This is a genomic window from Rhizobium sp. YAF28 (genome assembly GCF_052113285.1).
GTDB lineage: Bacteria > Pseudomonadota > Alphaproteobacteria > Rhizobiales > Rhizobiaceae > Rhizobium.
Genome location: NZ_JBFRCX010000010.1, coordinates 242,609 through 267,724, shown reverse-complemented (window position 1 = coordinate 267,724; position 25,116 = coordinate 242,609). Strand labels below are relative to the sequence as shown.

Below are 25,116 nucleotides of genomic sequence, written 5' to 3'. Positions count from 1 at the left end.
GAGCCTGTGTCTTCTCGTGCCGCATGGGTATCGGAGGGATATTATGAGCCGGATCAGGTTGGCGTCTTGCCTGCTGGCGCTTTTGCACGGGCTGTTCGGCATGATCGGCTCGGCTGCGGCGCAGGAGTCCGACAGCGATCTTGCCAAGAAGCTCACCAATCCGGTCGCTTCGCTGATCAGCGTCCCCTTCCAGTTCAACTATGACCGCGGTTTCGGCCCGGAAGACGGCAATCGCGAGACGCTGAATATTCAGCCGGTCATTCCGTTTTCCATCAATGAGGACTGGAACATCATTTCGCGCACCATTCTGCCTGTCATATGGCAGGACGATATTGCTGGCTCCTCCGGGCATCAGTTCGGTATCGGCGATATCACGCAGAGCTTCTTCTTCTCTCCCAAGCAGCCCGGACCGGGTGGACTCATCTGGGGTGTTGGCCCGGTCTTTCTCATTCCGACAGCGACGGACGAATTGCTGGGGGCCGGGAAATGGGGCGCGGGTCCGACCGCGGTGCTGTTGAAACAGGACGGTCCCTGGACTTATGGCATTCTCGCCAACCATATCTGGTCCTTCGCGGGACAGAGCGACAGGGCGGATGTGAGCTCGACCTTCCTGCAGCCCTTCCTCTCATACACGACAAAGGATGCCTGGACCTTCACGCTCAACACCGAGAGCACCTATGACTGGGAAGCCAACCAGTGGTCCGTACCGATCAATCTGCAGGCTTCGAAGCTTCTGAAATTCGGCCAGCAGCCAGTCAGCCTGTCCGCCGGCGTTCGCTACTGGGCGGATGCGCCCGACAATGGGGCCGAAGGCTGGGCCTTTCGCGTCGGCATGACATTCCTGTTTCCGAAATAGAAACCGGGTGGGCCGTCAGGCTGGCGATCTTTCATCGGCCGTGATCGGGTTGAGCGGCGGCAGCGCCGATCGTTTTTTCTCGTCGCTCACAGCACCGTGCAGGACAAGGGCATTGGCGATTGCGGTCCTGTCGATATCCGTACCCACTTGTGCCGCAAAAAGCCTGCGTTCCAGAAGTTCGATCTGCTGCTTGAGGTCGGCAGAGCCCTCTCTTGCCAGCCAATCGGCGATAGTTCGGTACCCGACTTCCGAGGCCCAGGCCTGCAGGGCCGCATAGATTGCGGTTTCGCTGCCGGTCCTGATGGTCTGCGTTATTTGGCGAAGGTGATGGGAGCGGGAACCGTCTCTGAGATCCCGATGTTTCGAGCGCCATGCGGCGAAACTGGGTGCGAGCCAGCGGACAATGAGGACGGCAGCCGCCAATGCGACGGCGATTGCGGCAATGAGCCAGATGCTGCGCGGGCGCGACCAGGGGTTCTCTTCCTGTGAAAGCTGTGGAGCGATCGCCTCTTTGACCGCTGCAGCGCCGACCGTGACTTTCACATCGGGAAGTGTCGCGGTTTTCTGCGTTTTGCTGTCGACATCGAACCACGGGTAGGAAACCGCGGGTATGTCGAATGTTCCGGCGGTGGCGGTGGTATAGACAATGGTTTCGGTGTGTCTGCTGGCCGTTTCCCTGTTCATATCTATGCCGTCTTCTATCTTAGGCGGCTTCACATATTGCTGCAGCCCGGATGCGTTGCCGATGTCCACCGGCGGCATCATCATGGCCTGTGTGTCCAGAGCCGTGACGGTGATGGTCCGCGAAAGCGCATCGCCTGCCTTCAGCCTGGACGGATCACGATCGAAGGATTGTTCGATCGTCAAACCATGCGCCGCAAATACCGGCTGGTCCGGGAGGGAGTCGCCACCGACCGTGAAAGAAATACCCGGGATGGTGACGGTTGCCTTTGTCGGCTTTCCTTCCACGGCATAGCCAAGCTCGATCGGGATATCCGGCACGGTAAAGAGGCCGGATACTTCCGGCACGATCGCATAACTGCGGCGGATGCCGGAATATTGCACGCCGTCGATGGTCTGCGTCAGGTTGAAGCTGCGCTCCTCCGGCAGGGTGACCATTGCGTTCGGAACATCGAATAGGGGAAACTGCGGCGGCGAGGTGAAGAAGTCGGGTACGAAGACATCGACCGTCAGGCGCATCTGCTGCCCCGGCACGATCTCGCCGCTGCCTTCGATCGCCGCCCGCGCAAACGGTTCGGCGGCGAGCGCACTCCCCGATATCACCAGCCAAAACAACAGGCCAAAGCGCATCATTGCTTTTGCTCCTGCGCTTCCATTGCGAACTTGCGCGCCATCAGGTCGGCCGGGCTCGTCTGAATGTTCTTCATCCACATCTCCGAGGTCTGTTCGGCGATGCTGATCTGCCCTTCCTTGCCTTTTTTTCCCTTGTCGTCGAACTGGACGCTGTCGGGCTTCTCGTTCGGCTCCTGCGGCTGCTCTTCTTCCTTCTCCTGTTGGGCCTTTAGTAGCCTTTCTGCGATGACGAGATCGGCCTCAGCGTCCGGCCAGTCCTTCTGTTTTTCGATCGCCTTCTGGTAAGCCGCGACGGCCTCTTCGAATTTGCCGAGATGCAGGAGTGTATTTCCCTGATTGTACCAGCTCTCGGCCGTATCGATGGCTGCGAAGGCGTCGAGCGCATCCTGAAAATGGCCAGCCCGGTAAAGCGCGACGCCTTTCCACATGGGATCCCTGAGATGGCCGGCAGCCCTCTCGAAATCGTCCTGTTCGAAAGCCAGTCGCCCCTGCTGGTTCGGCGTCAGCCACAGATCCATGAAGTCAGCCGCCTCCGCCGGAGACGGCGTCAGTAATCGGATAGCGAGGAACAGAGCGCCGACCCTGACCACCCAGCCGCGCCGGAAGGAGAAGGCGAGCAACAAGGCGACCGGACCAACCAACCACCAGCCGGCATCCCGCCAGCGATTGCCTTCGGAAGCCTGCGCATCGGAAAAATTCGTGCTGATGCGCTGGCTGATCCAGCGCACGTCCGTATCGTCATCCGTGATAGTAGCGACATCTGCCCCCGTCGCCGACTGTACCTGCTTCAGGGCCTCGATATCGAGTTTGGGCAGGAGGCGCCCGCCGCCCGCACCTGTCAGAAAGCTGCCGTCGGCCGTCTTGACCGGACCGCCCTCGGCAGTTCCTATGCCGAGAATGACGACGCTATTGGCATTTGCGGCCTTCAGTGCATCCAGTGCCGCCGGTTCGATACCATCGGTCAGAAACAGGATCGTGCCAGCCGTGCCCTCGGTCTTGAAAAGGTTGTTCGACAGCGAAAGCGCAGCTGACGTGTCCTTGCCGGGCTTGGGCATGATCCGCGTCGCCAAGGCATCCGAGTAGCTCTCGATCAAGGAGGCATCTTCTGTCAGCGGTACTACGAGGTGGGCGCTGCCGGCATAGGCGACGACTGCGGTTTTCGCCCCGGGTCGCGCGGCAAGGATATCGTGGATCTTGAGCTTTGCACGTTCGATGCGGCTGGGGCTGATATCGATCGCGTCCATGGTCGGCGAAAGATCGACGGCGATGACAAGAGGCGCTGTATCCTCGACAAAGGGCGGGGCCTCGCGCTGCCACGTCGGACCTGCTGCGGCGATCGTGCCCAAGGCCATCAGACCGGCGAGCAGCCAAGACGGATTGATCCGGCCACGACCGATGGGCTCGACGATCAGCTTGTCGAGCAGATGCGGCGCGATCATGCTCTTCCAACGGTCGCGAATATCGTCTGAGCGCGCTGCCAGCCAGAGGATGAGGGGTGGAACGAACAGGGCCAGCAACCACCACGGCCGCAGGAAATGCAGATCCGTAATCACGCCGCGGCCCTCCTGCGGATCAGGCCGTAAGAGCCTGCAAAGAGGTGATAGAGGGCGAGAATGACGATCGCGGCGCCAAGCGGCCAATGAAACAGTTCGATACGCGGGCGCCAGGACAGTACCTTCTGTTCATCCGGCGTGATCTGGTCGAGAACGTCATATATTGCCTCGAGCTGGTTCTGGTCGCCGCCGAAGAAATAACGCCCGCCGGTATCTGCGGCGATCTTCTGCAATGTGCCCGTATCCAGCTTGTCCTCGCCTGTCGCGGCGGGATCACCGATGCCGATCGCATGGATGATGATGTTATTCCTGCCGGCGATCTCTGCCGCCTTCAGCGGCGGCATCTTGCTTGCCGTATCATTGCCGTCGGTCAGCAGAATCAGGACTTTTTCCGGGACTGTGGTCTTTTCGAACATTCTGAGCGCGAGGCCGATCGAATCCCCAAGCGATGTGCGCGGGCCGGCAATGCCGGGCAGCAATCCGTTGATCATCATCCGTACGAGATCATGGTCCATGGTGAAGGGCGCAAGCGGGTAGGGCGCATCGCCGAAAGCGATCAGGCCTAGCCGGTCGTTCGGTCGTTTCGTGACGAAATCGGCGACCACGGTTCGTACGGCGTCGACGCGCGCTCCCAGACTGCCGTCGGGTACCGGGAAATCACGTGTCTCCATCGATTGCGAGAGGTCGAGCGCCAAGAGGATATCGCGCTGCGGCTCTACCTTTTCGAGCGGTGGCTCGACGAATTGTGGCCGGGCGAGCGCCAGCACGACAAGGCACCAGGCGAGGCCCTCGACGATCGTCTGGTGCCATGTTCGCTTCGGCACGACGGAACCCTCTGTCGGCTGTACGCCGGCGGCGCGTGTTACCTGATCGAAAAACGGCAGACGGATCGATGCCGATGTCTCCCGGTGCGGTGGCAGCAACCACCAGATCAGCAGGGGAAGCGGAAGCAGCAGAAGCAGCCATGGATGCTCAAGCTGATACATGGTGCCTCCTGATCCACCGTCTCGAATTGAGTATGAGCTCATTGGCGCTATCAGGGGGAAGAGCGGCGATGGCTGCACTGTCGCGATACTCGAGATCATCGAGCAGGCGGGTCAGCGCCTTGTACGCTCCGCGGCTGTCCATGCACTGCAGCCACGCCTGACCGGTGAGGGCTGCGACATCACTCCTTGGCCATGCCGCGAGTGCCGTGCGCTTCAAGAGTTCCGACAGTTCGTGGACACCCTTTTCCCGGCTCGCCGGACTGCGAATGTCGGCTTCGATGCCATCAAGCAATCGCAGAGCTTCCCGCCGGTAGGCATTGCGGCGATATCGCCTGAGCCAGACAAGGAGGGCCGCCAGCACTGCAATGCCGAGCAAGACAGCAAGTGCAGCCCAGCCCCAGGTCTGAGGCAGCCAGGAGACAGGCGGCGGAACCGCAATGTCGTGTAAAGAGCGGAGTGCCGTTTCGGTCATCGGATCGAGCTGGATTTTCGGCTCCATCAGCGCCTCCGCTGCCGCCAGGCGGATTGCTCGAGCAGGCGGCGAAGCTGCGGCGCCGTCTCCTCGGCAGTGGAGACGGGCAGCATGGGCAGGCCAAGTTCGCGTTGCCATGCCCGCAATTCGCGGCCGCGATTGCGGGCGAAGGTGTCGATGGATTTGCGCACGCCGGCCTGGCTGAGCGACAGTTCCGCCTGCAACCCTCCGCCGCTGACGACGATATCGGCGGATTTGGGAAGCTCCAGGAGAAAGGGATCGTAGATCAGCAGACAGATCACGTCGTTGCGAGCCGAGAGTGCCAGCAGCAGATCGCGCGTCGTCACGCCGTGCCCGCCGAAATCGCTGATGATGACGATGAGATGATCGTGATGGGCGATACCCGCTACGCGCTGCAGCACTTCATCCAGCGAGGCCGGAGAGGGCACGCCCGCAAAGCCGGCGTTCAGCGCCTTGTTCTTGGCGGCAATCTTGTCGGCAAGCGCGATGACGGCATTGCGGCTGCGATGTGGCTTCACCTCCTCTATATCGCCATCGCCAAAGATGAAGCCGCCCACCCGGTCGCTCGATCCAAGAATGCGCCAGGCGCAGAGCATGGCGGCCTCGGCGGCGGTGACGGATTTCATGACGCGGCGGCTGCCGAAGAACATGTTGATCCGCTGATCGACCACCAGGATGGCCGGCCGCTCCTTCTCCTCACCATAGATGCGGACGACCGGCCTGCTCGTACGCGCCGTCACCCGCCAATCGATGGAACGGATATCGTCGCCCGGCAGGTAATCGCGCAATTCCTCGAAGATCAGGCCGCGGCCGCGCAGCGCCGATTGCATGCGCCCCGCGAGCTGCTGGTGGCTTCTCGCTTTCTGGACGAAGGTCAGGTTGCGGGCGCGGCCCTCGAGAGCGACGAGCTGTTCCGTCGTGACGTAGACGCCATCGCTGCTCAGGGCCGCGCCACTCATGAGACCGCAACCAGCTCAGTGATGCGGTCGATCACCTGATCGGCGGTGGTATTGGCGGCGTGTGCCTCGTAGGACAGGATAAGGCGATGGCGAAAGACATCGTTGACGATGGCCTTCACATCGTCGGGGGTCACGTAATCGCGGCCTTTCAGCCATGCGTAGGCGCGTGAAACCTTGTCGAGGCCGATGACGCCGCGCGGGCTGACGCCGACCTGCAGGAGTTTTGCCAGGTCCTTGTCGTATCGGTCGGGATAGCGCGTGGCTAGGACGAGGGCGACCATGTATTTCTCGACCGGTTCGGAGACCGTCACCGCGCCGATTTCCTTGCGGGCATCGAAGACCGCCTGCGGGTTCAGGCGCTCCGTGGCCGGCGCGGAACCTTTAGTGTGGGCAGCGTTCTCCTCGTCTCGGTTGAGCCGCATGATCGCGGCTTCGGATGCCCCGTCAGGATAGGTGACCTCGACATGCATGAGGAAGCGATCGAGCTGCGCCTCGGGCAGGGGATAGGTGCCTTCCTGCTCGATCGGGTTCTGTGTCGCCATGACCATGAAGAGATCAGGCAACGGATAGCTCTTACCGCCGACGGTAACCTGCCGCTCTTCCATCGCCTCCAGCAGGGCCGATTGTACCTTGGCCGGTGCGCGGTTGATCTCGTCGGCAAGGATGAGATTGGCGAAGATCGGCCCCTCTTGAAACTTGAACTCACCCTTGCCGCCTTCGGAGAAATAGATCTCCGATCCGGTGATATCGGCAGGCAGCAGGTCCGGCGTGAACTGGACACGGGAAAGCTCTGAATCGAGGTTCTTCGCCAGGCTCTTGATCGCTCTCGTCTTGGCAAGGCCTGGCAGGCCCTCGACCAGCAGATGGCCATTGGCGAGCAGGCCGAGCAGCAGCCGTTCGACCATCGTCTCCTGTCCGATGATCGATTGGCTGATACGCTTGCCGAGATCCAGGATGTCGTCACGTGCTGTCATATGCGCTCCGCGTGAGTTCGAATTGCAGGCGCGATAGAATTTGCCACGCCTGCGGTCTTTCGCCAGGCGATGCTATTGGGCGCCAGCTGGGCTCTGCTCGAGCGATCGCATCAGCGCCTCAACCATCTGGTCGACGCTGAAGCTCGCCGAACGTTGGCTTGGCGGGAATTCGCGGAAGGTCTGGAGGAATGGCGCAACACGCCAGACGCCGTACTGGATGAGATAAGCATTCTTCGCCAGCCAGTCGTAATACTGGTCGGAGACGACATCGGCTCGCTCGTACGGGTCCATCCGCAGATTGAAGACCTTCGGTGCGCGCAGGCATACGAAGGGATTGGCCCATACCACGAAGCCACCCGGCTCCCTCTGTTCGCAGAAGACGATCTTCCAGTTGTTGTAGCGATAGGCGACGAGCTGTCCGTCGTCGTTGAAGTAGTAGAAGTCCTGACGGTTCGATTTCTCTTGCTGGTCCGTGAGATAGGGAAGCTGGTTATAGCCGTCGAGATGGACCTTGAATTGGTTGCCGCCGATCGTCGTGCCTTTTACCAGCTTGTCCTTGATGTCCGGGTCGCCGGCCGCGGCAAGCAGCGTCGGGAACCAGTCGAGGCCGGATATCATCTGGTTGGAGACCTCGCCGGCCTTGATATGGCCCGGCCAGCGCACCAGGGCGGGAACGCGGAACGCGCCTTCCCAGTTGGTATCCTTCTCGCTGCGGAACGCCGTGGTAGCGGCATCCGGCCAGGACCATTGGTTCGGCCCGTTATCGGTCGTGTAGACGACGATCGTATTGTCGGCGATGCCGAGATCATCGAGGGCTTTCAAGAGTTTGCCGACGTCGCCGTCATGCTCGATCATGCCATCGGCATATTCGTTGCCGGGCATGCCGCTCTGGCCCTGCATCGACGCGCGCACGTGCGTGAAGGCATGCATGCGGGTCGTGTTCATCCAGGTGAAGAAGGGTTTGCCCGCCTTGACCTGCCTGTCCATGAAATCGATCGCCGCGGCGGTCGTCTCATCGTCGATGGTTTCCATGCGCTTGGTGTTAAGCGCACCGGTATCCTCGATCTTTCCGTCTGCCGTTGCCTTCAGCACGCCGCGCGGTGAGTTCGCGCGCACGAAGGCCTCATCGTCCTTCGGATAATAGGGACGTTCCGGCTCCTCTTCGGCATTCAGGTGATAGAGGTTGCCGTAGAACTCATCGAAACCATGCTTGGTCGGCAGGAATTCGTCGCGGTCGCCAAGGTGGTTCTTGCCAAACTGCCCCGTTGAATAACCGAGCGGTTTGAGGGCCTGGGCAATGGTGATGTCACGCGGCTGCAGGCCGACGGTTGCGCCGGGAATGCCGACCTTGCAGAGACCGGTGCGCAGGCAGACCTGGCCGGTTATGAACGTGGAGCGGCCCGCCGTGCAGCTGTTCTCGGCATAATAATCCGTGAACATCAGGCCTTCCTTGGCGATGCGATCGATGTTGGGCGTGCGGTAGCCCATGACGCCGAAGGAATAGGCGCTGATATTCGTCTGGCCGACATCATCACCGAAGATGACGAGGATATTAGGCTTGTCGGGCGTCGCCGGCGCTGCCGTTGCGGCAGGAGCCGCCTCCTGAGCGTAGGCGATCGAAACGAAGGGTGCAGCGGCGAGGCTCATAGCGACCGCTGCCGTTGCCGAAAGAAGTCTCCCGGAGAGTGTCGTGGCCATCACGTCCTCCCCTTCGCAAGGTCGTTCAACATTCCGCTCTCCTTGGTGTCGGGCAGGGATGACCCCGCCGGAACTGGATCGTCGCCATTCGACCGGGAGAGACTTCTACTTTGAGGTCGTTTGCGGAAGTACGTTACCGTAAATGCCGGTGTTGCGAGACGTAACCGCCCACGTAAATCGCGCTCGTTACTGCGTCAGCGGCTTCGATTGCGGGTCGGCGCGAAGTGTATCTTCGACTTCGACTGGTTTTGCAGCGGCCGGCAGAGGCTGTCCGATGATCGTCAGCGGTGCTGCGACTGCCGTGCCTGCGACCTTACCCACTGTTTGCACCGTGCCTCCTACGACGGCGGCAACGCCCTCGCCGAGGGTGATGTTGGAGTCCGTCAGGGGCTGGCCAGTCATCAGCCGCTGGCCGATCAACTGGACGATTTCAGGGCTTTCGGCAAATTTGCCGTGATTGAGCTTGTCACCGGTATCGACCTTTGTCAGATCGATGGCCGTAATGCCGGCCTCCTCCAGCCTGCTGCGATAGGGTTCCTTGGACGGGTCGATGGCGCCCAGCCGCGAGACTTTTCCGGTGATTAAGCTCGAAACTGCCAAAGCCCGATCGTCCTGCGAAACGAAGATCGTGAATTTCGGATGGGGCGTACCCATTTCCACGAACTGCTTGGCGAAAACCTGTATATCGATATCGGGCGAGGCAAGAATGACATCGCGGATCTTGGTGTTCACATGCCCGTCACGGATGCCCATCTGGCGCAGCGATTCCATGGCGAGCCAGGTTCCCATGGAATGGGCAAGGATAGTGATATCCTTGACGCTCGGATCCTGCGCGAGGATTCGCAGCGCCTGTTCGAGTGCCGTGCGCGAATAGTTCGTGCTCTCCTTGTCATATTCATAGGCCGTCAGCTTTGCACGCGAAGGCCAGGTGAAAAGGACCGGCGTCGCCTTCATGCCGCTGTCGTGGACGATCTGGGCGAGGCGGAAGACGGAATCCTCATAGGTATTGTTGAACCCGTGTATGAAAACGAGTGCGTGGCCATCAACGAGATGCTGTTGGAACCACGCACGCCCTTCCGCCCGCGTCTCGAGCTGCTCGACCCGCGTGACGGCGAAATCGGTCGCCGGGTTTGGCGGCAGCTTTTCGGGCCACTGTACGGTGCCAGCCGCGCGCTTCGGCGGAATGGAAATTGCGATATCCGTCAGGTAGGGCTTCGGACTGCGTTCCCCATTGAAAAGCGTCGCAGGATTTGCGGAAGGCTGACGAGTGGTCGCCACCAGCATCTCGACCTGCGAGGTTTTCGGAGTATTGGCCGTGAGGGCGACAGGGGTCATCACCCCGGTCGGATGGCCGCAGCCTGCCAGCACGGAAAGTGCGGCGAGGAGAATGCGTCGCAGCATGATCACTTCCTGGTTCAACAGTCCGGCACTCTAGGCCGCGCTGCAGCGCGGATGGAAGTAAGTTACCGTAAATGCGGGTGTTAATACGGATGTCTAAGGTAGCCTCGGCAGCAGCGACCCGAAGTGAAGGGCCGGCCGATACGCCATCTGAATGTACGAATTCAACGGGAAGCTTGCGCTTCGCCCACGATGACTGTGTCTCCCTGTGCCGGGGTACCTGCTTTTTCCTGTGAAAGCAGACTCTGCTGCCGCAGGTCGCTGTCGGACGCGCTGCGCCAGAGTTCCCAACCTTCGCCCTGTATAAGACCGCTGCCGGAGAGATCCTTCCAGTGGTGATAGGTGCTGGTGCCCGTGTAGACGAAGTTGCGAGCATCTTCGGGGGAAGAGTACATCGTGTACTCGGCAGTATGCTCCGAGCGGTTGGCGGGATCGGCGACCTTGTTGAGGAAGCTCGACAGGAACTTGAAGTGCAGGAGGGCGCTTGTGATGCCGACGGCGCCGCGCATTTCGCCAAGGTTCAGGGCGAGCGGCCAGACCTGGTGCGAGGATTTGAGATAGAGGCGTTCACCGGATACGTAGATCAGTGGGATCTTGTTGAGCGCTGGGCCATCCCAGATGCGGCCGCGAAAATAGACACGACCGCGTACACCGCCCTTGATCCAGATGGTGCGGCTGTTCCTGTCGAAATGCGATTCATAGCCTGATCGGTCGAAGAGGCTGCAGACCTCGAGCGGATTGCGGCCGGGCTCGCAGATGTTTTCGCTGACCGGATTGCGGCTGTACATGTCGATCATGACCGAGCGCAGCGAGCGGGCACCGACGGATTCCATATAGGCGGTCAACTGGCTGATCGAACGCGTATCGCAATGCGGATAGACGAGAAACTCATCCGCATCGACATAGAGAACCCATTTTTCCTGGCAATGGCGGTTCATGACCGCGTTGATCCAGTCATTGCCGAAGCGCGCTGCCTTGTAGGAACCGGTGGCTGACAACAGCGAGACATCCTGCATGCCGGACAGGAGCTCGGCCGTGCCGTCGCTCGAACCGTTGTCGATGCAAATGAAGTGCTCGACACCGAGATCGCGATAATATTGCAGGAAGAACTCCATCCGGTGTCCTTCGTCGCGGATCACGCAGATCAGCACGTGACGTGCCTGCTTCAGGCTGTCGCGCAGCCCGGCATAGCCGACCTGGTCGGCCTTCAGCGAACGGCGCAGCCGGGCCTTGGCGTAGTGCGAGATGCTGGTCGTCAAAGCACTCATTTCTGCTCCTGAACACTGGTGCCGGCTTTAAAGACCGGCTCTGCCTGCAGGGATCGGGCCGACTTTTCGTCAGACGACATAGTCGCCGGCGAGCAGGGTCTGGACGCGCGGATTGGGCATCTCATTCTGGAGGGCATGTCTCACGCGCTCGCGCATCGAACGATATTTGTAGACCACCTTGCGGTCGAAGCTGATGCCCCGGTAGAGCGCGTTATAGGCTGGGTGTGTCTTGCGCAGATCGATATAGACTTGGCTTTCGGTATCGCTCCACGGGAAGAACGTGCCGTGCCAGGGCTTGGGGTGCGCCATGTAGTGGACGATGGCGAGCGAGGACATGTCCACCAGATGCAGGAACTGCTTGGGGAAGTTCCAGCGGTTCGACACCAGGATGAGCGAGGAGCCACAAACATAGTTCAACGCGCCCTGATCATGCTTGCCGTCGCATGCTTCCGGGTTCGTGGCAAAGAGTTGCAGCGCTTCCGGCCCGATCCAGCCGTCGCGGTGGAATTTCAGAACGCCGGCATTGAAGTAACTGCTGTCCTTGCCGTTTTGCAGCAAGCCATTGATAGAGGTGTAATCGCGGGCCGCGAAGAACTTTCCAGGCGGCGCGAACGCATTTTCGAGATCGGCAAGGCTGCTGACGATCTGCGTGTCGCCATCCAGATAGATGATCTGGGTATAATTCTCAGGCAGGATCTGGGCGAGTACGAGTTTGGCCATGGTGCTGACGCTGATACGGCCCATGAAATGCGAACCATCGAGCTTGCCGAGGGATTGGTGCAGTGCTTCCGTCGCATCCATCAGCTTGACGCCGCTCAACGCCAGCAGGCTCTTCAGCTCCTCAAAATTGTCCAGATGTTCCGACATAAGAACACAGACATCCGTCTCAGGATTTGCAAATTTTCGGGCCTGGAGCGCCGAGAGAATAGTCGGAAAGGAATATTCGACATCCGTAACGTAGGCCACGCACTGATTACTCATGGTACAATCCTTCTCGTAGTTTTTCGTCGGCAAGTGTCTTTATTGAGTCTGTAAAAAATTTCTCTTTGTCGAGTTGCTGCCCTGTACTTGTCACAAGCGAGTAATTTCTCATCCGGTCGGGAGCCAATCGTGCCTCGTCGGCGTTTTGATCACGGCGGATTGTGAGAAAATTAACCATTGCTATCGCTCCACTACCAAAAGCCGGGTGTTGTGGATTAAGCCCTGTAATGTGAAGATCGGCACGGGGCGCGTGTGGGACGATAGAAAGGAATAAGGCATCGCAATGCTGAACGGCACGATCATTGTGATACTGATTTCGCTCGCAGCCGGAGCGGCCATTCGCGCCTGGGCCTTCGCGATATTCGCGATCGTTGTCGCCCTCGGTTTCGGCATCGTGGCTCATCAAAACGCGTCGCTGCTTGAAGCCGCGCTTTACGGTCTCGCTATCCTCGTGCTGATGCAGGTCTGCTATGTGACAGGTGTCTTCGTGGCCGGGCTTTGGCGCCGCAGCCGCAAGCCGTCCAAGGAGAGTGCGATCGTCGACCCGGCGCCCGTGCCAAGCAAGCAGCAGCAGGGCTGACATCACCGACATGTTTTCTGCCCCGCACATCATCGTGATGGAAATACCGGCGTACTCATCAGAGATGCCGGCGTCCTCTGCAGACGGGTCATGCGGTTCTGCTGCCCGTAGGGGGCGGTCAGGCAACCGCTTGCGAGCCCGGCCGTAATGCTGAAAAGCAGGCCGAGGTCGGTGCTGCTTCCGGAAATCGTCGCCGAGGCAATCTGCGCGACGGAGGCGAAAACGGCAGCCATCCCAATCGCCCGGTTTTCACGGCTCGCCAGCTTGCTGCGAGCAGCAGCCGTCAGGAGGCTGTAAAGGAAGAGCAAGAACAGGGCCGTCCCGGTGAGGCCGACGTTCGACAGAAGTGCGGCGGCGAAGCTCGATGCGCGCACGGTGCCGAGGCCTGCCCCGAAAGTGGCTGTTTCCACGAAAGAGACCAGCGCCAATGTGTTCCAGGCGGTGCGCTCCTCGCCGGATTGCGATTCGAGCTTATTGGCCAGGGTGACGTTCGCCAAATCGCCGACGGCGTTCCACGCGCTCGGGATCAGGGCCACAGCCATGATCACGCAGGGCACCATGAGCAGAGTGATCAAAAGGAAGGTCGCATAGGGACGTGTGGCCTGGCCGCTCAAAAGCCGCTTGAGGCTAAACAGGATCGCAACACCGATCATGAAGAGGCCGGCGACATAGGCCGTCGTCGAGGTGCAGAGGATCACGGTCAGGCCGACCGATACCGTTGCAAAGCCGGTGAAGCGGCTCGGGAAGCGCTCAAGCCAGAGGATGAGGGTGAAGCTGAAAAACACCAGAGCCGCCGCACCATAGGCACTTGCCTCCGGGAAGGAACCGACGATGCGCTTGAAGCCGCCGATGACCTCGGCTGTGTGCATCGTATAGTTGGCGTTGCGCATGAAATCGAGCAGGTCAGGCTGACCTATCGTGAACGTTGCGATATCGAGCAGGGCGAAACCCAGGCAGACAAGCGCCGTGACGATGAGCTGGCGGGCGATGAAGCGCCCGTGCCCGAGCCGGGCAAAACCGCAGACGACAGCGAAGCAGATGAGGTCGCCGAGCAGGTAGACGGACTGCGTGAGATTGGAGGAACCCGGCGCCAGCGGCGATGCCATGATCGACATCAAGCCGGAACTGCTGCGTGCGGATGAATAAACCAGTGTCGCGCCGGCGAAAATGCGGGGCAGGAAGAAGGCCGATACGGCGGAAAACAGAACATAGGCCGCAAACCAGAAGCCGGGTCCGGGATAGGCCAGGCTAGTCAGGGCCGCCTGTTTCTGGCGCGGACGCAGCAGCACACCGATCGTGACGAAGAGCAGCAGCAGATGGCTAGGCTGAATGCTGCTGCCGCCGAGTGCGGGAAGCTGGAAGGCTGCGGCTGCACCGAGCAGCGTGGAGATGCAGAGCGCCGTGATTGCAAAGCGGGATCCATAGTAGACGAGCGCCAGGCCGAGCAGGAAGACGAGGAAGCCGATCGGTTCAATTGTCATGCCGCTACCTCCGAACCGGGTCGAGGATTCTCTGCCGTCACGCCACGCAGACCCTGCGTGCGGCGCAAAAAGACGGCAAATGCAGACATGAACTGAACTCCGACGCTAACAGGCATAATCCTACAGTGGTCTCCTAGTTCGATCCCGTCTGCGATACCCAGTTCGGACGGGGCGCATCGCTTCGGGCTACATTAGGGATGAGGGCGGCGGCCGGCTGCTGGGGCTGCGATGCAGCAGATGAGGCATCGGCAGCTGCCTCGACGCCGATCTCGATGATGTCATGCGGCAACAGGGCGGTGTTTTCATCTGCCACGATATTGGTGTAGCTGCCGTCCTCGTTGCGGCGAATGATCTTGAAGTTCTTCTTCGTCGTGCCGAGGAGCGTCGATTCTGCACCCATGCGGGCGAGTTCGGCGCTGTATCCGGCCTGATCGCCGAGGAGTTGCGCGACCTGCATGTCAATGCCCGCTTTGTTGATGGCGAGGCTGAGCGTGTTCAGCTCCTGCTGGTTTTCGGCGTTCCGCTTGTTGATGATGGTTGCCTTTTCGCGCTGGCTCTCGTTCAGCCCCTGGCGGGACTTGGTCAGCGCGATCTCGAGGTCCAGCAGTTCGCTCTGGGTTTCAGCCAGGCCGCGGTCCACCGAATATTGGCGGGTATTGCTGGTCAGGCCCTTGCTGACGAGGCTGTTGACGTTGTTCAGCTCCTGCTGCGCAAGATCGATCTGTCGTTTCTGGGAGACGATCTTGGCCTCCAGCGACTGGATTTCCTGCGTATAGAGGCGGCTCAGATCGTCTGCCGCCTCAATCTGGCTGTTGGACTCGACAGCCCGTAGGCGCATCAGGTTCAGTTCCTCCGCCTTGAGCTTGTCGATATCCGGCACGCCGGCGATCTCGGCAGGAATGTCGAAATCCGACTGACCGGCGATCTCGGCGCGCAGGCGGGCTGCACGCATCAAGAGATCTCGGCGATTCAGGAGGGCTGAGCGATAGTCGCCGGCCGACTGGATTCGGTCTCGCTGATAGTAGCTGCTGTCGTCACGCGACCGCATGTAGCCGCCTGCAATGCTGACGGCCTTGATGACGGTCATATTGGCCTCGAAGGGATAGCGTCCCGGCCGCTCGATGCTGCCGTTGACGAAGATCGGCGCGTGCTGGTCGATTTCGACAGCGATGAAAGGCCTTCCGGGAAGGTCGGCCTTGTCGGCCAGTGCATCTGAAATGGCATCCGACAGCTGCTCGGTCGTCTGGCCGGAGGCTCTGATTTGACCGGCGATCGGGATCGAAAGATTGCCCGCATCATCGACGCTGTAGGTTCCATCGAGAGCTTCCCAGCTCGCATATTTGGAATCGGTGGAACGCCATTCCACGACCCGCAGCTTTATCTTATCCTCGGGGACGAGCGTGTAGCTGTCGGCGTGGGCAGCACTCCATCCCATCGCGCAGGTAAAGACGGCGGCAAGGCCAACGAATGGAAGACGATCAAGGAAAGACATGGGCCACATGGCGTCTGTTACCTCCGTTTTGCCGCGATGGATGGTGAAGGCATCTCGCGATTTGAGGACTGGCTGAGTTCGAGGATGCGCATGGGAGATGCACGTCCCATCAGCAGATCGGATAAAGCCAGGAAATTGCCGTTCAGCCGGCCACGACGGTCGACCGCGCGATCATTGAGCAGGGTGCCCCGGGCGTTCGCCAGGATATTCCGGCCGATCTGCGCCAGCGCGCGGGTCAAGGACATGGTGCCCTTGCGCATCAGATGCACGGGATTTGCGACTTGCGAATAGCCGAGCCTCTTGCCGGGCTGGCGTCCGGACTTGACGCCGAGATGGACGCCGCAGGCGCCCGAAATATGCACCGATCGTCCGTAGCGAGCGATGGACCGGCTGAAATCGACATCTTCGAGCCAGCCGTAGAGTGGCAACTCCTCGTCGAAGGCGAGCCCGTGGCCGACAATTGGCGCCAGCCGAACCGCCATGTTGCATCCATAGGCGTTATAGATTTCGGTCACCTGCTCGCCTCTTTCGCCTGTGGTCTTGATGACATGCATGGCTTCGGACTGGGTCAGCCCCTTGCCGAGAATGCCGTCGGCGAGGACGTCTCCGGTCGCGATGACCACATCCGGATTGTCGGCGAAAACGGCTGCCATGCGCGGAATAAAGCCGGGCGCGGGAATGAAGTCGTCGTCGAGGAAGATCAGCACGTCCATATCCGCGCTTGCGGCTTCAATGATCCGATTGCGCTGGCAGGTCAGGCCGCGGGGGCCGACCTTCAATTCCACGCCCTTTCGGTCGGCGAGCCCGGCAGCGTCATCCAGGTTGGGGACGCATATGATGATACGCTCCGGGTGAGGCTGGAGGCTGTCGATATAGGTTACCGTCTCCAGAAGCGTCGCGGGCCGGCCCGCCGAGGCAATGCCGACGGCGATCTTCAGCTTCGGTGCTTGTGGGGTCGGAGCCATCATGTCTGAACACTCGCTGGTGTGTTGTTGATGATCGCGCCAAGAATTTCTGCGCCGACATTGCGCATGCTGTCGATGACGCGAACGGTCTCGTCAATCGAAGTGCGGCCGTAAGAGGTTACGACAAGAACGCCGTCCAGCTCCGGAGCGATCGCATTGGCGTCAGGCGACGAGGTGAAGGCGGAGATATCGACGAATATGGCGTCGAATTCCTTCTTCAGATCGCTGAAGTTGAGCTGAGTGCGGCGCGAGCTTAGACGGACGGCGGGCGTCACGGCGCGGACCTTGCCAAGAGGCAGGAACTTGAGCGTCGGTGTCAGTGACAGGGTGGCGGTGCGGATTGCCTCGATATTGTCGAGCACGTCGATCAGGCCGGCTGAACTGTTCGGCGCAATGGACTTGCTCAGGGAAGATCTTGTCGCCGCGGCATCGATCAGCAGGGTACGCGAACCTGATATTGCCGAGAGCACGGCAAGCTCGCAGGCGATGGTGGATGCTCCTCCGCCCGGGTTAACGGCCACGATGCCGATCACCACGCGCCGTCTGCGGCGAAAGCCTGTGACAGTCGCACCAAGTTCGGCCATTCCGGGGATCATTGGATAGGCGACGGTGCCGCTATCATTGGCAGTAGGCAACGCCGCCGCGCGGCCAGCCCTTTTTGCGCGTCCAAGGGGTGTGACGAAAGACAGGCCGGCCGCCTGCGAGAGCTGGTTGGTGCGCATGATGCGCCGGTCGCTGACATGGCGGATCATGGCCAGGCCAAGGCCGGAACCGGCGCCTACGATCAGCGCGAAGGCGAGGATCAGCGAATTGTTCGGCTGCGCCTTGGAGAGCGGTGAGGTGGCCCGCGAAACGATGGTGGCGTCGGAGACCGGATAGGAAATGCGCTGCTTGGCCTCGGTGTACTGCGTGAGGGTGTTTTCGAAGAGGGTGCGGCGGGCGTCGGTCGCGCTCTGCAACTCAGCAAGCTTGAACTGGTCGCGCGGGTTCGCCTTGAAGGTGGCAAGCGCACTTGCGGCATCGGCAAGTCCGCGCTGCTGTTCATTGACGAACTGTTCTAGCCATTCGCTGTACTGCTGGGCCGCAGCGGCCTTCATCTGGACATTCTTGCGGATGTATTGCTGGGCAACCGCATCGGCGATCTCAACCGCCGTCTGCGGGTTGGATGCGGATGCGGATATTTCGAGGATCGTCGATTGGCCGATGCGGCGCATCGCGACAATATTGCGCAGCCGTGCGATCGCCCGGTCGGTCCGCTGCGCTTCCTGGCTCGTCGCAGCTGGCTGGGCATTGCCCGAGGTTGCATCACCCTGTGCCGTCTCCGGTGGGGCGGTGGTGGTGGCGTTGCCCGTCAGCCAGTCCTTGACCTTGTCCTGCAGGGACAGGGACTGATTGGAGAAGGCCGGATCGTTGGCGAGGTTCAGCGCGCTGGCGGCGCCGCCAAGCACGTCGCTGGACTTCGCTATTTCAAGCTGTGCATCGATGAAGGCGTCTTCGGCGAACGCGCGTTGAGCGTCCGAGCCGTTCACCTGCGGGAAGACCATAAGCTGGGTACTGGCCACGTAGGTCGGCTTGGCGATGAGGAGATAGGCAGCGGCAAGTGCCAGGAAGACCAGGATGGTAGACACGATCCAAGGCCAACGCATCCTGACGAAAAAGGACATGTCCCGCAGCGTCAGCGACGAACTACCGCTGGCCGTGGCCGGCAAAGATATCGGGGAGACGCTGCTGAAGACGTGATTTGAGTTCATAGTGTCCTGATCCAAAGGGCGAGAGTGTCTTCTTCGTTGATATCCAGCAGGTGCGTATGGCCCGGGTCGGGCTATGCGTCGTTCTTGGATTAGTAGCAGCCGCGCTGCGAGAACAGGGCGGGAACGGTCTTTGCGATGATGATGAAATCGCGCGCGAGCGACCAGTCGCGGACATATTGGACATCAAGCGCAACTCGATATTCGTAGCTGACATCGTTGCGGCCGCTGGTCTGCCACTGTCCGGTCAGGCCTGGTCTTGCGGCCATATAGCTCGTGACATGCTCGCCGTAGCGGGCGAGTTCTTCAGCCGTCACCGGCCGCGGGCCTACAACGCTCATTTCGCCGCGCAGGATATTGATGAGCTGAGGGAGCTCATCGATGCTGGACTTCCTCAGGATCTCACCGACAGTGGTGATGCGCGGATCGTTCTTCAGCTTCCGCGTCGTTTCCCACTCGGCCCGCGCTGAGGGATTGGCGCGCAGCAACTCGGCGAGCTGTGCGGCGGCATCGGTCTTCATGGTGCGGAACTTGAGACAGCCGAAGGCGGCGCCCCCATATCCAATCCGCGTATGCGAATAGAAGACTGGCCCGGGATCGCTCAACTTTACGATGAGTGCTACGATCAGCATCAGAGGTGACAGCAGAACCAGAGCGGTGGTTGCCACGACGATATCAACCGCGCGCTTGGATGCCCTTCCGACCACATGAGGCCGTGATACTATGCGACGATCGTTATTCGGCGCGGACTGGTCAACGTTCGGCCAGGATTCACGAACTTCAATACTCTGTGTTTCCCAAGTCATCGACCGACTCCAAAAGTTTCCGGTTAGAACCTTATGAAGTTTGGTGCAGCGCAATGTGCTTGTCTGTGACCGCGGTCATAATGATTAGCAAATTCTTTATGCTAATACTGTAATGCTACGGAGTTCTCTACGAATTCGGCGGCAGGGGATTTCTACATCCTATTTTTATTCGAAAATTTAACTTACATGTCGTCTAAGGCGCACGGCTTGAATAGATGAAGCCGGGCGTTGTAGCTATTTTTTGAACAATTTTGATAGGGACCGCCCCAAAAATAGGCGGTTTGGCTTAATACCTCTCCTGAATTCGACGGATACTAGAAAAAATATAATCTATATAACTGGTGGTATTGTCACTATTATTTGAGATGCTCTTGTCATCTTCGATTGTTATTTGACTCTCAAGTTAGGACAATATAAATGATGCAGTGCAGCATCAGCTACGACCAATCTGTTTTGTTGGGGAGTTATGCGCATGGACGGAGCTACACAAACGAGAGACTATAGGGTCGCTGTGGGCAATGCGGCTATTAGCGTTGTTCCGGATACATCTTTGAACAATCGCATCTCAAGTGACGACGACTTCCCGTTCTGCCGCGCGACTATACGAAATTTTCGTCGCGGCGAACTTATTGCAGGCGCTGGAGTCTTTGTAGATATGTTTGCTCGCGTGCAGCGCGGGCTAGTCAGCGCCAGTACGATGCTGCCAGACGGCAGGGAGTTCATTGTGGAGATCATTCCGAGGGGCGGTTTGATCGGTGAGCTCGAAGTATTACGTAAGCAAATACTGAATCTGGAGTATAGAGCCAGTTCGGATTGCGAGCTATACTTCTTCGAAGGCCGGCTGCTGCGGGAAAGGTACGCCACCGATCCGCAGTTCCAGGAGAAGGTTTTTTCGAGAACGCTTGCGCGTGTTTCCGAGCTGGAGCGCCGCATCATTTCGAACGCCGGATCCAGCCTTCAGTCGCGGCTGGCGGCAATGCTTCTGCGGCTATCTTCGGTCTACGGAAAGGATACGCCGGCGAACCGGGACGTGCTGATAATTTCCCAGAACGATCTGGCGGCGACGCTTCCGGCTTCTCGTGAAAAAGTCAACCAGTGCTTGCGTCGCCTGCGTGAATGCAAGGTGATCGACGGAGCCCAGGGCAGGATTCGTATCCTCAACCGCAAGGCGCTGGAAGCCTATGCCGACGGTGCGGCGTCGGCAAAATAATGCACTTCGTCACGATCCGGCTGCCGTTCGCAGCCGGTCCGTGACCACTTCACCCTCATGGACGGTTAGGGGCCTGGCCGTCAAAAAGCATCCATTGTGTCTGTCGTCGGAGAGCTTCTATGAACGACATCGGCCAACTGCGTCCTGATGAGAATGGGCCTGCCGTTTCGACGTTGCGGTGGCCGGCTTCCGGACGCTACGCAAAAATATGGAGGGACGGCATCGCGGCGCACCCGGCGCTCGACCGTGTGGTCGTCATTGACGATTATTCGACGGCGAGGGGTGGGGCGACGGCCCTTGCGGTCCTGTCGGCGAAGCTCTTCTGCGGACTCGGCATTGCCGTGACCTATATCTGCGGCGACGATGGAGCGAACGAGGAGCTTGCTTCCCTCGGCGTTTCAATCGTCAAGCTGAATAGCCGCGATCTCTTGAGTTCCAACCGAGCCAAGGCCTTCGCGACCGGCATTCATAATCCGGCAGCCGGCAGCATGATTTCCGCCTGGGTGCGGGCCAATGATACGCCCAGGACAGCCTATCATGTTCATGGCTGGCATCAGATCCTGTCACCGGCGGTCTTCGACGCGCTTGCACCCGTTGCCGACCGATGCGTCGTTCACGCCCATGATTTCTTTACCGGTTGTCCCAATGGGGCCTTTTTCGACTATCAGGCGCAGGAGATCTGCCAGCGGCGTCCGCTCGGGGCAGGCTGCATCACCACCTCCTGCGACAAGCGAAGCTATGCGCAAAAGCTGTGGCGCGCGGCCCGCGGCGCCAATCTCTTGCGCGCGCTGAGAAGCCGTCCCGCCTTTAGCAGGATCATCCTGCTCCACGAAAAGATGGCAGAGTTCCTGGTGGGCTCCGGCTACCAGCCGGAACGGCTCGTCACCATCCGCAATCCGATCGCGCCACTGACGGCCGAGCGAGTCATGGCCGAGGACAATGATGAGTTCGTCTTCATCGGCCGACTGGACGAGGAAAAGGGCATCGAAGACGCGCTTGCTGCGGTGCGCAGGGCTGGTGCAAGGCTTTGCGTGATTGGCGACGGACCGCTGATGCCGAAGGTCGTGGCGGCGGGCGATCATGTCCGGGCCATGGGCTGGCAGTCGCATGCGGAGATCGGCCGGATCATCCGCACCGCAAGCGCGCTTGTCATGCCGTCTCGCTATCCGGAGCCGTTCGGCCTTGTGGCGATCGAGGCGGCGCGCAGCGGCCTTCCCGTTATCATGACCAAGGGTGCTTTCCTTGCCGAGGAAATGGAGAGGGCCGGAATGGCGATCTCCTGCAACACGATGGACGAGGAAGCCTTCGCCACAACGCTGATGGCCTTCCGCAAAATGCCGAAGGAGGATGTTCGCCTCATGAGCGAACGCGCCTTCCGGCTGTCGCCCAATCTGGCAACGACACACGAAGAATGGCGCGATGCCCTTCTCGCGCAATACCGCAGTCTGATTCCGACGAATGTAGTGCCCGAGCCGAGGGGCGGGGCGATCGTACAAGGAGCGTTCAGGTGACTGTTAAAGTAGCAAGCTCTCTCCCCGAAGCAATGGCATTCCGGGGCGACGCGCCCGTCGTGGCAAGAAGCCGGGTCGTCGAAGCCGGCAGTAGGGTCGATGCGAAGCAGCCTCGCGTCGCTATCGTCCACTACTGGCTGGTATCGATGCGCGGTGGCGAAAAGGTGGTGGAAGAACTCTGCCGTATGTTCCCTCAGGCAGACATCTTCACGCTGGTGCATAATCCCGAGCGTACCAGCGATTTCCTGAACAGCCGCAACATCCAAACGTCCTTCCTGCAGAAGATCCCGCGTTCTACGCGCCATTACACAAAGATGCTGCCGCTCATGCCCTTCGCGCTCGAGCACTTTGACCTGCAGGACTATGATCTTGTCATTTCAAGTGAATCCGGCCCCGCCAAGGGTGTCATCACCCGGGCGGATGCACTCCACATCTGCTACTGCCATTCGCCGATGCGCTACATCTGGGATCAGTTCCATGTGTACCGGCGCGGTGTTTCATGGATCGGCAAGGCAATGATGTCACTCACGGCTCCGATGCTGCGGGCCTGGGATGTGACGACCGCCTCGCGCGTCGATACGTTCGTAGCGAATTCCAGCTATGTCGCGGGCCGTATCCGCCGCTTCTATGACCGTGACGCCGTCGTTATCTATCCGCCGGTCGCGACCGACGATTTCGCCATCGGGCAGGGCAAGGGCGAATTCTATCTCTATGCGGGCCAGCTCACCGCCTATAAGCGGCCGGATATTGCCGTGAAGGCCTGCACGGAAATGGGCCGCAATCTGGTCGTGATCGGTGAGGGCGAGCAGGAGGCCTATCTTAGGTCAATCGCCGGACCGACGGTACAGTTTCTCGGGCATCAGCCGTTCCCGGTTCTGCGCGATCACCTGTCGCGCTGCCGCGCGCTGCTGTTCCCCGGCATCGAAGACTTCGGCATTCTGCCGGTGGAAGCGATGGCGTCCGGCCGGCCGGTTCTGGCCTTCGATGCTGGCGGCGCACGCGAGACTGTCTGCGCACCGCATGTCGGCTTCCGCTTTGCCGAGCAGAGTACGGAAGCGTTGATGGAAACGATGGCAGCCTTCGAAGCGGTCGAGGACACGCTCGATCCGGTGGCGATCCATAATCACGCCCTGATATTCTCCGCAGCGGTGTTTCGCGACCGCCTCGGCTCGCTCATCGATGAGCAACTCGCCAAGCATGGTCATCAGGCCGCAAGCCCCGTCAGGAGGAAAGTAAGCTGACACGCACAAAAACCCCGGAGCGTCGGCACCCGGCGCTCCCCAGAAGAGGTTCGTTGCTCATGGCCAAGGAATAGATCGTGTCAAGCGTATCGCATAGAACGGCGACAGCAAGCATCTGGACAATCAGCGGAAAATTCCTGGCACGACTGCTCGATTTCGTGAGCCTGCTCATTCTTGCAAGACTTTTGAGCCCGGCCGATTTCGGAATCGTCGCCATTGCCACGTCGGTTCTTGTCATCGTCGAGGCGATCCTCGATCTGCCGCTCACCCAGGCGTTGGTGCGTGTTCCCTTGCCAACTGAGCGGATGTTTGCAACGGCCTTTACGTTGAGCCTCCTAAGAGGAACGGCGATCAGCCTGTTGATGGTCGTCATCGCCTGGCCGATGGCTCTCATCTACAACGATCCGCGGCTTTTCCAACTGGTTGCTGTGGTTTCTATCGCGCCTGCGATGCGTAGTGTGATCAGCCCGCGCATGGTGCTCTTCATGCAGCGCTTCGACTTCCGGCGCGAATTTGCCCTCGACATCATCGCCAAGGGATCGACTCTGATCTTCGGCGTCGGTGTCGCGCTTGCGACCGACAGTTACTGGGGGCTGGCGATTGGCGCCGTTGCCGGACCGACGGCGTCGACCATCGTCTCCTATATCTTCGCGCCGATGCGGCCGAGGCTCAGCCTTTCGGAATGGAAGCACTTCCAGGACATGATCGGCTGGAACACGATTTCGCAGGTTCTCAATTCACTCAACTGGCAGATGGACCGGCTGCTGCTGCCGCGCTTTACGAGCCTTTCCACCTACGGTGCCTTCAGCGTCGCGGATAATCTTGCCGGTATTCCCTATCAGACATTCGTCGGTCCGCTGATGCGCCCGCTGATGGCCGCCTTTTCCAATGTCAGCGACCGAGGCAAGCAGATTACCGCCTATTTGAAGGCCACCAATGCAATCATGGTCGTGGCGGCTCCCATCCTGTTCGTCATCATTTTCCTGGCCGAACCGATCCTGCGCATCGTCGTCGGCGAGAAGTGGGCCTTTGCGGCGCCGATCCTGCAGTGGCTCTGCGCCGTCAGCCTGATCGGTCTGCCGACGACCATCATGCCGCCGCTCGTTATGGTTCTCGACAAGACCCGCTATGTGGCGCTCAGGATGTTTGCTGAATTCGCAGTGAGGGCACCGGTTACGGTGCTCGGCGTCGTGATGTTCGGGCTTGACGGTGCGCTGGCAGCGCGCGTCATCGCCGCTGTCGTTGCCTATGTCGTCTGCCTTGTTATCACGCAGCGGCTGATCGGTGCCTCGATTGGCGCGCAGCTCTATGCGTTTGTCCGGCCGCTTGCGGCCTGCCTGCCGATGATCGGTTTCCTGCTCTGGGTTCAGCCTGTTCTCATCGCCATGCCGCTCGGCATCGAACTCGTCATCGGCGTCGGTCTCTGCAGCGTTGCGGCGCTTGCAATCTTCTGGGTTTCCTCCCTGCTCTTGTGGCAGGCCGTAGGGCGGCCCGACGGGCTGGAAGCCATCGTCGTCAGAAAGATCATGCCCTGGCGAAACGGAGTCGTCGTTTCATGATCGGCTCCCAAAACCCCACAACGGGGTCGAAATCTCCTGGAGG

General features: G+C 60.1%; 22 protein-coding genes. 7 read left to right on the top strand and 15 right to left on the bottom strand.

Annotated features, from left to right (window positions below; all coding sequences use genetic code 11):
• Nucleotides 1-100 precede the first annotated feature (100 nt).
• Nucleotides 101-856, top strand: coding sequence for a transporter (locus tag AB4Z13_RS23560; protein WP_405049746.1), 756 nt, complete (start codon nt 101-103; stop codon nt 854-856).
• 15 nt (nt 857-871) lie between these two features.
• On the opposite strand, the gene AB4Z13_RS23555 is transcribed toward AB4Z13_RS23560, so the two are convergent.
• From AB4Z13_RS23555 to AB4Z13_RS23510, 10 genes are all read right to left on the bottom strand, one after another.
• The gene (locus tag AB4Z13_RS23555) at nt 872-2,170 is read right to left on the bottom strand and encodes a BatD family protein (RefSeq protein WP_113322691.1); all 1,299 of its coding nucleotides are present in this window, start codon (nt 2,168-2,170) and stop codon (nt 872-874) included.
• Complete coding sequence (locus AB4Z13_RS23550) at nt 2,167-3,723, bottom strand: VWA domain-containing protein (RefSeq protein ID WP_442206925.1); 1,557 nt, start codon at nt 3,721-3,723, stop codon at nt 2,167-2,169. Before AB4Z13_RS23550 ends, AB4Z13_RS23555 begins: the two co-directional genes overlap by 4 nt.
• A complete protein-coding gene (locus tag AB4Z13_RS23545; RefSeq protein WP_113322688.1) occupies nt 3,720-4,709 on the bottom strand; it encodes a vWA domain-containing protein in 990 nt (329 codons plus the stop codon). The genes AB4Z13_RS23550 and AB4Z13_RS23545 overlap by 4 nt, the downstream gene beginning before the upstream one ends.
• Complete coding sequence (locus AB4Z13_RS23540; RefSeq protein WP_113322686.1) at nt 4,696-5,208, bottom strand: DUF4381 domain-containing protein; 513 nt, start codon at nt 5,206-5,208, stop codon at nt 4,696-4,698. The genes AB4Z13_RS23545 and AB4Z13_RS23540 overlap by 14 nt, the downstream gene beginning before the upstream one ends.
• Nucleotides 5,208-6,161: a DUF58 domain-containing protein gene (locus tag AB4Z13_RS23535; RefSeq protein ID WP_113322685.1), complete on the bottom strand. Its 954-nt coding sequence runs from the start codon at nt 6,159-6,161 to the stop codon at nt 5,208-5,210. Before AB4Z13_RS23535 ends, AB4Z13_RS23540 begins: the two co-directional genes overlap by 1 nt.
• A complete protein-coding gene (locus AB4Z13_RS23530; RefSeq protein ID WP_113322683.1) occupies nt 6,158-7,135 on the bottom strand; it encodes an AAA family ATPase in 978 nt (325 codons plus the stop codon). The genes AB4Z13_RS23535 and AB4Z13_RS23530 overlap by 4 nt, the downstream gene beginning before the upstream one ends.
• Nucleotides 7,136-7,207: 72 nt before the next feature.
• Nucleotides 7,208-8,833 carry an arylsulfatase gene (locus tag AB4Z13_RS23525; RefSeq protein WP_113322681.1) on the bottom strand — a complete coding sequence of 542 codons (1,626 nt, stop codon included), beginning with the start codon at nt 8,831-8,833 and terminating at the stop codon, nt 7,208-7,210.
• 186 nt (nt 8,834-9,019) lie between these two features.
• Nucleotides 9,020-10,234: an alpha/beta hydrolase gene (locus AB4Z13_RS23520; RefSeq protein WP_113322679.1), complete on the bottom strand. Its 1,215-nt coding sequence runs from the start codon at nt 10,232-10,234 to the stop codon at nt 9,020-9,022.
• Between the two features lie 161 nt (nt 10,235-10,395).
• Nucleotides 10,396-11,499: a glycosyltransferase family 2 protein gene (locus tag AB4Z13_RS23515; protein WP_113322678.1), complete on the bottom strand. Its 1,104-nt coding sequence runs from the start codon at nt 11,497-11,499 to the stop codon at nt 10,396-10,398.
• A gap of 69 nt (nt 11,500-11,568) precedes the next feature.
• Nucleotides 11,569-12,480 (bottom strand): glycosyltransferase, encoded by a 912-nt coding sequence (locus AB4Z13_RS23510; RefSeq protein WP_037104230.1) that lies wholly within the window; start codon nt 12,478-12,480, stop codon nt 11,569-11,571.
• 283 nt (nt 12,481-12,763) lie between these two features.
• Here AB4Z13_RS23510 and AB4Z13_RS23505 point away from each other — a divergent pair, with 283 nt between their 5' ends.
• Nucleotides 12,764-13,060 carry a hypothetical protein gene (locus tag AB4Z13_RS23505; protein WP_113181748.1) on the top strand — a complete coding sequence of 99 codons (297 nt, stop codon included), beginning with the start codon at nt 12,764-12,766 and terminating at the stop codon, nt 13,058-13,060.
• 29 nt (nt 13,061-13,089) lie between these two features.
• Here AB4Z13_RS23505 and AB4Z13_RS23500 read toward each other — a convergent pair whose 3' ends face one another.
• The 4 genes from AB4Z13_RS23500 to AB4Z13_RS23485 all read right to left on the bottom strand — a co-directional run bounded on the left by AB4Z13_RS23500 (nt 13,090) and on the right by AB4Z13_RS23485 (nt 18,662).
• Nucleotides 13,090-14,541, bottom strand: a complete 1,452-nt coding sequence (locus AB4Z13_RS23500) for a hypothetical protein (RefSeq protein ID WP_113322672.1) — start codon at nt 14,539-14,541, stop codon at nt 13,090-13,092.
• Between the two features lie 133 nt (nt 14,542-14,674).
• Complete coding sequence (locus AB4Z13_RS23495) at nt 14,675-16,042, bottom strand: polysaccharide biosynthesis/export family protein (RefSeq protein ID WP_113322670.1); 1,368 nt, start codon at nt 16,040-16,042, stop codon at nt 14,675-14,677.
• Between the two features lie 8 nt (nt 16,043-16,050).
• Entirely contained in the window at nt 16,051-17,001 is a 951-nt protein-coding gene (locus AB4Z13_RS23490) for a glycosyltransferase (protein ID WP_113322669.1), read from the bottom strand.
• Nucleotides 16,998-18,662, bottom strand: a complete 1,665-nt coding sequence (locus AB4Z13_RS23485; RefSeq protein ID WP_442206939.1) for a Wzz/FepE/Etk N-terminal domain-containing protein — start codon at nt 18,660-18,662, stop codon at nt 16,998-17,000. The genes AB4Z13_RS23490 and AB4Z13_RS23485 overlap by 4 nt, the downstream gene beginning before the upstream one ends.
• Here AB4Z13_RS23485 and AB4Z13_RS23480 point away from each other — a divergent pair.
• Nucleotides 18,616-18,738 carry a hypothetical protein gene (locus AB4Z13_RS23480; RefSeq protein ID WP_310386069.1) on the top strand — a complete coding sequence of 41 codons (123 nt, stop codon included), beginning with the start codon at nt 18,616-18,618 and terminating at the stop codon, nt 18,736-18,738. The genes AB4Z13_RS23485 and AB4Z13_RS23480 overlap by 47 nt on opposite strands.
• 100 nt (nt 18,739-18,838) lie before the next feature.
• Here the strand turns inward: AB4Z13_RS23480 and AB4Z13_RS23475 are convergent, their stop codons facing one another.
• Complete coding sequence (locus tag AB4Z13_RS23475; RefSeq protein WP_113322667.1) at nt 18,839-19,552, bottom strand: sugar transferase; 714 nt, start codon at nt 19,550-19,552, stop codon at nt 18,839-18,841.
• A 472-nt stretch (nt 19,553-20,024) separates the two neighbouring features.
• Between AB4Z13_RS23475 and AB4Z13_RS23470 the strand changes: the two genes are divergently transcribed.
• The 4 genes from AB4Z13_RS23470 (at nt 20,025) to AB4Z13_RS23455 (ending at nt 25,073) form a co-directional block, all read left to right on the top strand.
• On the top strand, nt 20,025-20,762 hold the full coding sequence (locus tag AB4Z13_RS23470) for a Crp/Fnr family transcriptional regulator (protein WP_007820756.1): 738 nt from the start codon (nt 20,025-20,027) through the stop codon (nt 20,760-20,762).
• A 119-nt stretch (nt 20,763-20,881) separates the two neighbouring features.
• Nucleotides 20,882-22,273 carry a glycosyltransferase family 4 protein gene (locus tag AB4Z13_RS23465; protein ID WP_442206924.1) on the top strand — a complete coding sequence of 464 codons (1,392 nt, stop codon included), beginning with the start codon at nt 20,882-20,884 and terminating at the stop codon, nt 22,271-22,273.
• A 32-nt stretch (nt 22,274-22,305) separates the two neighbouring features.
• Nucleotides 22,306-23,514: a glycosyltransferase gene (locus AB4Z13_RS23460; RefSeq protein WP_442206938.1), complete on the top strand. Its 1,209-nt coding sequence runs from the start codon at nt 22,306-22,308 to the stop codon at nt 23,512-23,514.
• Nucleotides 23,515-23,591: 77 nt separating this feature from the next.
• Nucleotides 23,592-25,073 (top strand): lipopolysaccharide biosynthesis protein, encoded by a 1,482-nt coding sequence (locus tag AB4Z13_RS23455; protein ID WP_439016398.1) that lies wholly within the window; start codon nt 23,592-23,594, stop codon nt 25,071-25,073.
• Nucleotides 25,074-25,116 lie beyond the last annotated feature (43 nt).